The sequence below is a fragment of the Synechococcus sp. RS9916 genome (genome assembly GCF_000153825.1).
In the GTDB taxonomy this organism is placed as follows: Bacteria; Cyanobacteriota; Cyanobacteriia; order PCC-6307; family Cyanobiaceae; genus Synechococcus_C.
On the sequence record NZ_DS022299.1, the window covers coordinates 2040693 to 2053160 of the forward strand.

7 protein-coding genes are annotated in these 12468 nt (G+C 61.9%); 3 read left to right on the forward strand and 4 right to left on the reverse strand.

Features of this window, described 5'->3' with window-relative positions; all coding sequences use genetic code 11:
- Positions 1-7: 7 nt before the first annotated feature.
- Complete coding sequence (purT, locus tag RS9916_RS10670; protein WP_007099422.1) at positions 8-1174, forward strand: formate-dependent phosphoribosylglycinamide formyltransferase; 1167 nt, start codon at positions 8-10, stop codon at positions 1172-1174.
- An 8-nt stretch (positions 1175-1182) separates the two neighbouring features.
- Here the strand turns inward: purT and RS9916_RS10675 are convergent, their stop codons facing one another.
- The 4 genes from RS9916_RS10675 to recN form a co-directional block, all read right to left on the reverse strand.
- Positions 1183-3318 (reverse strand): HAD family hydrolase, encoded by a 2136-nt coding sequence (locus RS9916_RS10675; RefSeq protein ID WP_038023676.1) that lies wholly within the window; start codon positions 3316-3318, stop codon positions 1183-1185.
- Positions 3319-3577: 259 nt separating this feature from the next.
- Entirely contained in the window at positions 3578-5098 is a 1521-nt protein-coding gene (locus RS9916_RS10680) for a hypothetical protein (protein ID WP_007099424.1), read from the reverse strand.
- Positions 5095-8073: an excinuclease ABC subunit UvrA gene (uvrA, locus tag RS9916_RS10685; protein ID WP_007099425.1), complete on the reverse strand. Its 2979-nt coding sequence runs from the start codon at positions 8071-8073 to the stop codon at positions 5095-5097. Before uvrA ends, RS9916_RS10680 begins: the two co-directional genes overlap by 4 nt.
- A 47-nt stretch (positions 8074-8120) precedes the next feature.
- Positions 8121-9818: a DNA repair protein RecN gene (gene recN / locus RS9916_RS10690; RefSeq protein ID WP_007099426.1), complete on the reverse strand. Its 1698-nt coding sequence runs from the start codon at positions 9816-9818 to the stop codon at positions 8121-8123.
- Between the two features lie 66 nt (positions 9819-9884).
- Here recN and RS9916_RS10695 point away from each other — a divergent pair, with 66 nt between their 5' ends.
- Positions 9885-11762, forward strand: coding sequence for an AarF/ABC1/UbiB kinase family protein (locus tag RS9916_RS10695; RefSeq protein WP_007099427.1), 1878 nt, complete (start codon positions 9885-9887; stop codon positions 11760-11762).
- 37 nt (positions 11763-11799) lie between these two features.
- Complete coding sequence (locus RS9916_RS10700) at positions 11800-12396, forward strand: alpha/beta hydrolase (protein ID WP_007099428.1); 597 nt, start codon at positions 11800-11802, stop codon at positions 12394-12396.
- Positions 12397-12468 lie beyond the last annotated feature (72 nt).

Below are 12468 nucleotides of genomic sequence, written 5' to 3' on the forward strand. Positions count from 1 at the left end.
ACCGTCCATGACCGTGTTCCCGAAAACCGTGATGCTGCTGGGCAGCGGCGAACTGGGTAAGGAAGTGGTGATCGCAGCCCAGAGACTGGGTTGCCGGGTGATCGCCTGTGATCGCTACGCCGGCGCCCCTGCCATGCAGGTGGCCGATCAGGCGGAAGTCTTCCCCATGACCGATGCAGCAATGCTGCAAGACGTGGTGCGCCGCCACAGGCCTGATGTGGTGATCCCTGAGATCGAAGCCCTGGCTGTGGATGCTCTGCAGGCCCTGGAGGACGAAGGCATCCAGGTGATCCCCACGGCCCGGGCCACGGCGGTCACCATGAACCGCGACCGCATCCGCGACCTGGCCGCCGATGAACTCGGTCTGCGCACGGCCCGGTTTGCCTATGCCACCAACCTCGAGGAACTGAAAGCGGCCGCCGCTCCATTGGGTTTCCCCGTGGTGGTGAAGCCGGTGATGAGCTCCTCCGGCAAAGGGCAGAGCGTGGTCAAACGTGCGGAAGAGCTCGACGCTGCCTGGTCCACAGCCATCTCCGGTGCACGAGGCAGTGGTGAGCGGGTGATCGTTGAGGAATTCCTGCGCTTCGAGCTGGAGATCACCCTGCTCACGATCCGCCAGGCCGATGGCACCACCCTGTTCTGCCCCCCCATCGGCCATGAACAGGAAGGCGGCGACTATCAATGCAGCTGGCAACCGGCAGCCATGACCGATGCCCAACTGGAGCAAGCCCAGGCCATGGCCCGCAAAGTCACCGAGAACCTCGGCGGCGTTGGTCTGTTCGGCGTGGAGTTCTTCCTCTGTGGCGACGAGGTGGTGTTCTCCGAGCTCTCACCCCGCCCCCACGACACGGGCCTGGTCACCCTGGCCAGCCAAAACCTGAGCGAATTCGAACTGCACCTGCGGGCTGTGCTGGGGCTGCCAATTCCCGCCATCCGCTGCGAACAACCCTCTGCAAGCCGGGTGATCCTGGCCTCCGAACAACTGGCGGCTGTCCAATTCAGTGGCGTTGCCGACGCTCTGAAGGAACCCGAAAGTCAGCTGCTGCTGTTCGGCAAGCCCAATGCCCGCCCGGGGCGACGCATGGGGGTGGCCCTGGCCCGCGGAACCGACGTCAACGACGCCCGGGCCAAGGCCGACCGGGCCGCCGCCTGCGTGCAGGTGCTCCCCGGCTGAACCCTCAGTCAACGGCGCGTGAGAAAGCGGTAGTGCTGGAGTCCCTCCAGCACCCCGGACACCGACTGACGGCTGGCGTAATACACCCGCGACTGATGGCGAAAGCTGTCGAGGCTGGGATCATGCTCCGCCAGCACCACCGTGGCCGGTAAACCCCGCACCAACTCACCGTCCCCTTGCTCGCTGGCCACCACCAAGATGCGATCCAGCGGCAGACCCCATCGCAGGGAGAGGTAGCGGATGGCCTCGCTGCGTGATGCCCGCAGAGGCATCACATCAAGGAACCAATGGCAGCGCAGCGACGGGCGCGCGGCCTGATCCCGTTGGCGCAGACGCTGGCGCACCAGCGGCAGGATCGCTTCACCCGACTGGCGCAACAGATAACTGACCTTGAAGGGAGCCTGATGCACGGGATCCTGCAACTTCAGGTGGGCGCCGAGATCCTCCAAGGCGTGCTCCACCTGGCTGCGGTTCCAGTCGATGGCAATCGTGCGCGACCAACCGGGATCCGGCTCCTGGCTCTGGCCATACACAATCTCCGTGCCTGCACGGGTGATCCAGACACCGGGGTCCGGCAGGTGGAGCTCGGCAAAACGTTGCCGTGCTGCCGCCAGGGATCGACCGGTGATGATGCCCAGCGCACTGGGCTGACCTGTACGGGCATCGCGCTGAAGTTGCACCCGCAAGGCCACCAGGCTGTCGTTCTCCGGCTGCTCCAGCCCCTGATCGAGGTCCAGTAACAGCAACCGATCGGCCAAGGGGCTGGAGGCAGCCGCTGGTGCAGCCAGGCTGCGGGCTGTCTCCCGAACCTCCAGGTTCTGCTGCATCAGCGCCAGGTAGGAGCAGATGTGGGCATCCCAGCTGAAGTGGCGACTGACGGCCTCAATGCCGTTGTCACTCCAGCGATGCCAACGGGAGCGATCGGAACCCGCCCGCTCCAGACCATCCTGCAAGGCCTCCAGGTCGGTGACATCCACCAGCAGCCCGTTGTCACAGCGGGCCAGGATGTCGCGCGGTCCACCGTCATCGGTCGCCACCATCGGCAAACCACAAGCCGCCGCTTCCAGCAGCGTGAGACCAAAGGGCTCGGTCAAGGCGGGGTTCACAAACAGACCGTGCCGTTTCGCCGCCCAGCGGTAGACGGCAGGAATTTGGTCACGGCGGTGTTGCTTGGGATAGGCCACCTGGCCATAGAGGTCATAGCGATCCACCAGGTCAAAGACCTGTTGGAACACCTCCCGTTGTTGCTTCTCCAGTTGGCGGGGATCCTCACGACATCCCAGCACCAGCACCAAGTTGTGGCGTTCACGCAACACGGCAGAGCGACCAAAGGCCTCCACCAGGGCAGGAATGTTTTTGCGGCGCACCGCCCGGGAGATCGCCAACAGTGGTGGCAACTCAGGATTGCGCAAAAACGGACTTAACAGCCCATCGAGTTCCTGGGTTTCCGTAGCGGCACCCTGGGGATGGAAACGGCTGGCATCCACGCCAGGAGGAACCACCTGGGCACGATCAGCCTGGAACCGGCCGTAGCGGGAATACTGCTCATCCGCTTCCTGACGGGTGCTGGTGATCACCAGATCGGCATGGGCCAGGGCCAGCTCCTCGGCATCAATGCGCCGGCTGATCGAAAACGCCTGCTCGATCTGATCGTGGTCTCCGCCACCGGCGAGCAGGCGGCGCAATTTTTCGCGGCCCAGCGAATGGCCTGTAAAAACAAGGGGAATCCCCAGGCGCCGACTGACCAGTGCTCCCACATAGCCAGCGTCGGCGTAATGGGCATGAATCCAGTCAGGGCGATGCTCAGGCTGCTGCAGACGGGCCACCAGCTGATCTGCTAGATCATCGAGATAGGGCCAAAGCTGCTCTTTACGCAGATAACGACGAGGGCCAAAGGGGAAGCGAAGAATCGAAGCCCCAGGCCCAATCGACTCCTCAGACCTGGCGTAATCCAGAGAAACGCGACGGTCCTGAATCAGTCGCGTGACCACCTCAACCCGATCCACTTCGGGTCGGGCTGCCAAACCCCGGGCCAGCTCCAGCACATAGAGCGTCTGACCACCGGTGTCGGCATCACGCCCCAACTCAAGATCCCGGGAACGAAAGAGACCGTGGAGGTGCAGATGCAACAACCTGAATCCCAAGTGTCACCCCTTCGCTGAACACCAAAGGCGCGAACGCCTGTTCAACTGATAGGGGGTCTCTTCACTGAAAATGTGAAAAAAACCTGAGAAATGAGAGTTTCAAATCCCCCAACTCAGGACAAAAGCAGACCAGCACTACAACCTTGAGAGCTGTGCCGATCCCCGCCTTGGCACGGGGAGCAAGGAAACGCAAACAACAATGGGGTTGTCGAAACCACCCAACCCGATCTAAAAGCCCAAGCGACTGACAATCCCCCGGTCACAGACGCGGAGTGACATCCACTAAGGGCAGACGATCACTCCCCCAACCTCCTGCGTCGAAACGAAACGCGGCCTGGGGCAGCAACTGCTGATTGATCCAGGCCTCGATCAACGGCGCTAACACGGGCGGATCAACCGCTCCAGCCGGTGCGCGCAGGTTGAAATGCCCCCCGCCAGACGCCAACACCAAGCGATGGCCTCGGGCCAATGGCTCACCCTCACGCAGGGGCTCCACCGCCTCGGGGCCAGGGGGAACTAGCCAATCACGGCTGCCACTCACCAACAACACCTTGGCCGTGAGCTCTGCTCCACTGCCCGGGTCAAACAACAGACGCAACGGCGGACTGACAGCAACGGCAGCCTTCACTCGAGGGTCACCCAGCGATCCATCCGCAGCAGACTTCAACCAACTGCACTGCAGTACCCAGCTGAGATTGCGCTCGGGATCCCGCAGGTTTTGGCAGCGCTTGATCAACTTCACATCCGTGGTGCGCAGACCCGCCACCTGCAGGGTGGTGGTGGCTCCCCAGGAATGGCCCACCATCGCCACCGCATCGGTATCAAGGCGCGATCCAGGCAGCAAACGACCCGCCTCCACCGCATCAAGCAAGGCCCGCACATCCAAGGGCCTCAATCGCAGCTCATCCGCGGTCGGTGGCGGCTGATCACCCATCAACATCGCCTGTTGCTGGGCCAAATCACTGCCCTGATGCACCGGCATCAGCACCGTGTAGCCGCGGCCCGCCAACCAAGCGGCCCAGCCCTCAAAACTGAACGGTTCATCCCACAGGCCATGGGAGATCAACACCAGCCGGCCATTGGAGTCGCCCTGGGGCTGAACAATCACCAGCGCAAGCGGTCTTGGACGATGGGGCACTGGCAACGAGGCCTGACGACGACGCCAAGCCGGCTGCTGGACCTGAATCCCCCGAACCATCTGCGACATGGCACGCTCCGGCTGGCCGCCATCGATCAGGGCCTGGGCCCCACGCTGATGACGTGCCAATCGGTTGGCATAAAACACCAAGGCCTCAAGATCAATCGACGCCGTGGTCCCTGGCAATCGGCGCAGCACACCCAGCAGATGGGGTTGACCGTCTTTGGAGGCAGCCTTCAGAGCAACCCGCAGGTCTGCACCCGTCAGGGGTGCCGACAGCCCCTCCACCTCCACCAGTTCAGAGGCCGCCAACAGGGCCTGCTCAAACAACGGATCACCCGCTGATTCCCGCACAAATCCCACGCTCTGCTTCGGCAAAGGAGCCGTGAGCATTTGTTCGAGAACCCGGGTCACGGCACCCTCCCCAACCTGATCGAGCTCCGCCAGATCCGGATTGGCCTTCAGCAACTGCTGGGCCGTCTGCGCCTGACCCAGCTCGAGGGTCACCGCGGTCTCCACCAGAGGCAGGGTCATCCGCAACCGTTCCAAAGCCAGGCTCGGGGAGGGAAGCAACGCCGCCACCGAACCGCTGACGGCCAGCAGCAGGGACGCCAAAGCGGAACGGAAGCGAAACGACGTCACGCAGCCTGGGGCAGGGTCTCCACCGGATGTTGGTCGAGAACTTTGGCCAGATAACGACCGGTGTGACTGGTGGGATGCTGGGCCACCTCTTCCGGTGTGCCGCAGACCACGATCTCGCCACCTTTATCGCCCCCTTCCGGACCCAGATCAATCAACCAATCGGAGCAGCGAATCACGTCGAGATTGTGCTCGATGCAGATGATCGAATTGCCCTTATCCACCAGCCGTTGCATCACATCCATCAACTTGTGCACGTCGTAGAAGCTGAGGCCGGTGGTGGGCTCATCAATCAGGTAGAGGGTCTTCCCCGTCGCCCGTCGCGACAATTCGGTCGCCAACTTCACCCGCTGGGCTTCACCCCCGGAGAGGGTGGGTGCGGGCTGGCCCAACTTCACGTAACCGAGACCAACATCCACCAAGGTGCGCAAACGGTCAGCGGCCTGGGGAATCGCGGAAAACACCTCCGCGGCCTGCTCCACCGTCATTTCGAGCACGTCGGCGATGGTGTGACCCTTGTAGGTCACCTGCAACGTCTCACGGTTGAAGCGGGCCCCTTTGCAGACGTCGCACTGCACATAGACATCGGGCAAGAAGTTCATCTCAATCACGTTCACGCCTTGGCCCTTGCAGGCCTCGCAACGCCCGCCCTTGACGTTGAAACTGAACTGACCCACCTGGTAGCCGCGCGCCTTGGCTTCCACCGTGGCGGCGAACACCTGGCGAATGGGATCAAAGGCCCCGGTGTAGGTCGCCGGGTTGGAACGGGGGGTGCGACCAATCGGTGACTGATCGATCACGATCACCTTGTCGATCGACTTGAGGCCGCGCAGCTCACCAAGACCTGTAGGGAACGGCACCTTGTGACCGAGGCCGTTCTCAAGGGCGGGGTGAAGCAACTCGTTCACGAGGGTGCTCTTACCGCTGCCACTCACGCCGGTGACCGACACCAGGCGGCCCAGCGGGAACTCCACACTCACATCGCGCAGGTTGTTGCGAGCGCAGTTGAGCAACTTGAGACTGCGACTGCCGGCATTGCGTCGCTCCGCTGGGGTGGGAATCGAACGGCGACCACTGAGATAGGCCCCCGTTAAGGAGTCTTCCGCGTTCAGGAGGGTCTCCAGATCACCCTCCGCAACGATGTGACCGCCGTGCACGCCAGCACCCGGCCCGATATCGACCACATGATCGGCGGCACGAATCGTGTCTTCGTCGTGCTCCACCACCACAAGGGTGTTGCCGAGATCCCGCAGCCGCTCCAGCGTGGCCAAGAGGCGATCGTTATCGCGCTGGTGCAAGCCAATGCTCGGTTCATCCAGCACGTACAGCACCCCGGTGAGACCCGCACCGATCTGGGTCGCGAGGCGGATGCGCTGGGCTTCTCCCCCCGAGAGGGTCATCGCCGGGCGATCAAGGCTGAGGTAATCGAGCCCCACATCGAGCAAAAACTTCAGACGCATGCGGATTTCCCGCAGCACCAGATCCCCGATCTGCATCTGGCGCTCGGTCAGCAACGGGTCCTGGCCTTCGAAGGCACCGACGCCCATCAACTGCTCGATCCGGTCCAGGGTCTGCCCCACGCTCACAGCCGTGAGATCGGTGATCCGATAAGGCCCGATCCGAACAGCAAGAGCTTCTGGACGTAGACGTTGTCCAGCGCAGCTGGAACAAGGCACCAGTTCCAGATACTTCTCAAGCTTCTGGCGCTGAGCCTCACCACTGGCGTCACGAAGCTGACGCTCGAGGATCGGAAGGATTCCCTCGAACGGGCGATGATATCCCGTTTGCCCCTTGCGATAACGGCTATCGGCCTGAATCAAGATCGGATCCCGGCTGCCATTCAGCAGCACGTCTTGTTGCTCTTCCGTCAACTCCTGCCATGGGGTCTTGATCTCAAAACCGAAGGCTTCACCCACGGAGTAGAGCAGGGAGAAGTAGTAGGAGTTGTCCTTCTCTGCCCAGGGCGCCACAGCGGCATACACCGGCAAAGAAGGATCTGGGATCACTCGTTCTCGGGTGAACTTGCGCAGATGTCCGATGCCATGACAAGCCTCGCAGGCACCGTAAGGGCTGTTGAAGGAGAACAACCGCGGTGATAACTCCTCGATCACGGAGCCGTGTTCGGGGCAAGCAAAGTTTTCGGAGTAAAGCCGTTCCCGTTCAACCCCCTCAGGAAGCTCCTCATCCTTCTTCGGCACCACCTCAACGATGGCTAGACCGTCACCCCTCTTGAGCGAGGTGCGGAGGGAATCGGTGAGGCGTTCCTGAATGCCCTCCCGAGCCACAAGACGATCCACCACCACTTCAATGTTGTGGCTGTGGTTCTTGTCGAGCTCGATGTTGTCGGAGAGTTCGCGCACCTCCCCGTTGATGCGCACCCGGGCAAAACCTTCTGCCGCCAGGCCACTGATCAACTTGGTGTGGGTGCCCTTCTTGCCACGCACCACCGGAGCCAGAAGCTGATAACGGGTGCCCTCCGGCAGGGTGCGAATCTGATCGACCATTTCATCAATGGTCTGGGGGCGAATGGCCCGGTCGCATTTCGGACAGTGGGGGTCACCAGCCCGTCCAAAGAGGAGACGCAGGTAATCCTGAATCTCGGTGACCGTGCCCACCGTGGAGCGGGGGTTATGGCTCGTGGACTTCTGATCGATCGAAATAGCCGGCGAAAGGCCTTCGATCGCATCGACATCCGGCTTATCGACCTGGCCGAGGAACTGACGGGCGTAAGCCGACAGACTCTCGACATAACGGCGCTGACCTTCCGCAAAGATCGTGTCGAACGCCAGAGAGCTCTTGCCGCTCCCACTCACACCTGTGAACACCACCATCTTGTTGCGCGGGATGGTGACATCCACGTTTTTGAGATTGTGCTGGCGCGCTCCCCGTACCCGGATCACATCCTCATCAGACCCAGCGCTCAGACTGACGGGCTTTGCCGGCAATGAGGCCTTCGAATTGGGAGCAGTGCGCCCCATACGGCTGGATCTCGAGAATTGAAGATTCTACGGAGATCGGAGGGTGCTCAGGCAGCCTTCTGGTCAAGGAGACTCGCCGCATAAGCGCGCGCCTCTCCTAGATCGCCCCCAGCCAGTTCCGCCAGCTCTTGCTCCCGGGCCTGAGTGTCCCGCAGGTGGGACACTCGCGAGCGGGTCTGACCATCGACCACCGTTTTGCTGACGCGGAAGTGATGATCCGCCGCGGCCGCCACCAGGGGCTGGTGGGTCACGCAGAACACCTGGCGCTGAGCGGCCATGGTGCGTAACAGATCTGCCATTGCGCCACTCACCCGGCCACTGACACCGGAGTCGATCTCGTCGAACAACAGAGAACTGGAACCATCGACGCCGGCCAGACAGGTTTTGAGAGCGAGAAGGAAGCGAGACATCTCACCACCTGAAGCCACCTCCGCCAACGGAGCCAGCGGCTGACCCGGGTTGGCGGAGAACAAAAACTGCACAGCGTCGGCTCCCTGCTCTCCCGGCTCACAGGGATTAATGGCCGCCTGAAAACGCACGTTCGCCATCCCCATCGGGCGCAGGTGATCCAACAGGGTCTGCTCAAGGGAATGGGCTGCCTTTTCCCGATGCGCGGTGAGCTGCTGATTGACCTGATCGCGGGACTGCCGCGCCGTCTGTTCAGCAATGACCAACTGCTCAAGGGCCGCATCAACACCGCCCTCGCTGAGTTGCTCACGCAACTCATCTCGCAGATCGCACAGGGCTTCGAGATCCCGGCCATGGCGACGCTCAAGCCGTTTCAGCAAAGCCAAGCGGTCCTGCAACTCCTCCAGTCGCGCAGGATCACTGTCCAAAGCCGTGCCGTAGAGCTCCAGCTCACGGGTGAGATCCCGTAATCCGGCCTCCAGATCCAGGCAACGTTCGCTCAGGGGTTGCAGCGATCCATCCAGTTGCTGCATCTGCTGCAAGACATGGCAGCAAGCGAGCAGATGGTCGATGGCCGATGGCGCCTGATCAGCACCATCCTGCAACCGTCCGATCAGTTCCCCGAGACCCTCCTGCAAATGCACGCCGTGCACGAGGCGGTCCTGTTCAGCAGTGAGCTGACGCAACTCATCGGGGTCTTCCAAGTGGGCCGCCTCCAGCTCCTCGAGCAGAGCCTGGCGTTCCTCCAACTGCTCCTGAAAACGTTCCGCTTGCATCCGAGCCTGCTCCAGAGCCCCGAAAGCTTCACGCCACAGCAACCAATGACGACGCACCTGAGCAAGGCAAGCCTCCAACTCAGCAGCACCCAAGCGATCCAACCAACGGCGCTGCTGCCCTGGTCGCGCCAGTTGCTGGGTCTGGCCCTGCACCGTGAGGTCAATCAACAGGGGGCGAAGGGCCAACACCTGCTGACGATTCACCGCCACACCATTGATACGAAAACGACTGGAGAGGCGGTCGTCCTGACGACGCCATTCACGGCACACCACCAGCTCCTCCTCCTCACCGTCTTCAAGCGCCAGTTGCTGACCCTCTAGCCAGGTTTTGACGGCAGCACTGGGGTCAAACCGCGCTTCAATCCCAGCCCGGGCCTGACCGTTACGCACCAAACGAGCCGCTGCGGTGCCCTGCATCCCACCGAGCACCGCATCAAGGGCATCCAGCAGCAACGACTTGCCAGCTCCGGTTTCACCCGTGAGCACCGTGAGGCCTGGCTCAAAATCCAGCTCCAGGCTCTCGATCAGAGCAATGTTGTGCAGTCGCAGACCGGCCAGCACGGCAGCTCCCGGTGGTCGCGTTGACCGTAGCGGCAGCTCAGCTCGTTTAGAAGGGGGTCACTGCCAATGCCGGCCGTGATCGAACAGGAACTCGGAGATTTCATCGAAGCGGCGGGTCTGCTGAGCTACGACCCCGCAGCGATCACGCGCATCTATGCCGGCCATCCCCAACGGCTGCTGCGTCGCCTGTGGCAAACGTTGGTGCCGATCGGACTGCTGTTGCTGGGAATCGGTTTTGACTGGATCTTTCAGCTGCTCAAAGACGAACAGCGGGCCAGGAGTCGAGCCCGAGAATGCGCCGAACTGCTGGTGGATCTGGGGCCGGCATTCATCAAAGCCGGTCAGGCCCTCTCCACCCGACCCGACATCGTGCCTCCGGTCCTGCTGGAGGAACTGGCCCAACTGCAGGACCAGTTGCCCGGCTTCGACAGTGATCTCGCCATGGCCTGCATTGAGGAAGACCTCGGCGCACCAGTGGATGAGATCTACGAAAGCCTCGATCACGACCCGATCTCCGCGGCTTCCCTCGGTCAGGTGCACAGAGGCGTGCTCAAGGGCGGCCAAGCCGTCGCGGTGAAAGTGCAGCGCCCCGGTCTGCGAGAGCAGATCACGCTCGACCTTTACATCGTGCGCAATATCGCCGCCTGGCTGAACAGCAACATCGGCCTGATCCGCAGCGATCTGGTTGCACTGATCGATGAGCTGGGCAAGCGGGTTTTTGAGGAGATGGACTATCTCAACGAAGCCGGAAACGCAGAGAAGTTCCGCGACCTCCACAGCCACAACCCCCGCATTGCGGTTCCTGCCATCTACCGGGAAGCCACCAGCCGGCGGGTGCTGACCATGGAGTGGATCAACGGGGTCAAACTCACCAACCTGGAGGCCGTGCGCGCACTCGGTATCGACCCCGATGACATGGTCGAAGTGGGTGTGAGCTGCAGTCTGCAGCAGCTGCTGGAGCACGGGTTTTTCCATGCGGACCCCCACCCCGGCAACCTGCTGGCGCTGGAGGACGGGCGCCTCTGTTACCTCGACTTCGGAATGATGAGTGAGGTGAGCCGTGAATCCCGCACCGGCCTGATTCAAGCGGTGGTCCATCTGGTGAACCGCAATTTCTCCAAGCTGTCCAAAGACTTCGTGACCCTCGGCTTCCTGGCGGAAGACGTCAATCTCGAGCCAATTGTTCCCGCCTTCGAATCCGTGTTCAGTCAGGCCCTGGAGATGGGGGTCAACCGGATGGATTTCAAGAGCGTCACGGACGACATGTCAGGGGTGATGTACAAATTCCCGTTCCGGGTACCGCCCTATTACGCCCTGATCATCCGTTCATTGGTGACCCTGGAGGGGATTGCTCTGAGTGTGGATCCTGAATTCAAAATTCTTGGAGCCGCCTATCCCTACTTCGCCCAACGGCTGATGGAGGACCCGGATCCTCAACTGCGGCAGAGCCTCAAGGAAATGCTGTTCGATGGCGACGCTTTCCGCTGGACACGCCTTGAAAACCTGGTGGCCAGCGCAGCCAGCCAGGCCCAGCTGAATCTCGACACACTTCTGGATCAGGTGCTTGATTTCCTCTTCTCAGCCAATGGCGGGATGCTGCGCACCCAACTGGTGGAGGCGGTGGTGGACCGGGTCGATGCTCTGGGCTGGCTGACGGTGAAACGCATCGGTCGGCAGCTCCCACGCGCCCTGCAACCCGCCGCCATCAGCAACGACGACAGTTGGGCCATGGAACAAGAGACCATGCTCGATCTGGAACCGATTCGAGAGCTGCTGAGCGTGTTGCAACAGCTGCCTGGTTTCACGCCTGATCTGGTGTTGAAGCGACTGCCGCGCCTGGTGCGTGAACCGGATGCACGACGAATGGGAGCCCAGATGGCCAAAGGGCTGGCCGAACGCGGAGTTGTCCGCCTGGTGAAGGTGGCCGCTGGAATCCCTGCCTAAATTTCGCGGACACCTTCTGGGTTCGGGGTCAGCCGTGATGCATTCGTCGAAGACACGCCGCCGCCGGCTGCTCAGCTTTGCCGCAGGCTTGGGAGTCTCCCTCGCCGGCGTGGGCGGCGTGGTCACGACGCCAGCCCTGGCCGCCAAGGATGTGGCATTGGTCAGCGGAGCCTTCCGCCGTTCACTGTCCGTCGACGATCTCGCCTACCTGGCCGAAACCGGAAAACCCAGGGGCCTGATGGTGGACATCCTGCGCCTGAGCAATCAGAACCCAGAGGACGTGGCCAAGCTGCTCAATCAAGAGCTGAATCTGCCTCTGGTGCTCACCAGCCGACTGATGTCGACGCGAATCGGCGATGTGATCATCCGGCGCGTTGCGCGAATCATCTATCCGCTGATGGTGCCTTCCCCAGACGTCAGCGTCCCGGCCATTCGGGCTGGCGTGATCAATGGCCTGCAGATCGATGATGGCGGCCTCACAGCGATCAAGTTCCTGAAGGCCTATCCGGCTGAGGTGATGGAAGTGAACATCCCAGCCCTGATGGCCGTGATCGAAAAAGCGCAGTCAATCTCAGGCCTGGTGCAGTTCTTTTCTGAATCACCATTGGATGGCCTCAAAGAGGCCAAACCCTGAGACCTAGATTCCTCCCGTCCTTTGCCCTTGGTCGGTGTCTCTGCTCCAGAACCTCCGCAGGCGTCTGAACAC

Excerpts from the sequence above, each read along its gene's own strand:
- purT (WP_007099422.1), top strand. The coding sequence starts at position 8 with ATGACCGTGTTCCCGAAAACCGTGATGCTGCTGGGCAGCGGCGAACTG.
- uvrA (WP_007099425.1), bottom strand. The coding sequence starts at position 8,073 with ATGGGGCGCACTGCTCCCAATTCGAAGGCCTCATTGCCGGCAAAGCCC.
- RS9916_RS10695 (WP_007099427.1), top strand. The coding sequence starts at position 9,885 with ATGCCGGCCGTGATCGAACAGGAACTCGGAGATTTCATCGAAGCGGCG.
- RS9916_RS10700 (WP_007099428.1), top strand. The coding sequence starts at position 11,800 with ATGCATTCGTCGAAGACACGCCGCCGCCGGCTGCTCAGCTTTGCCGCA.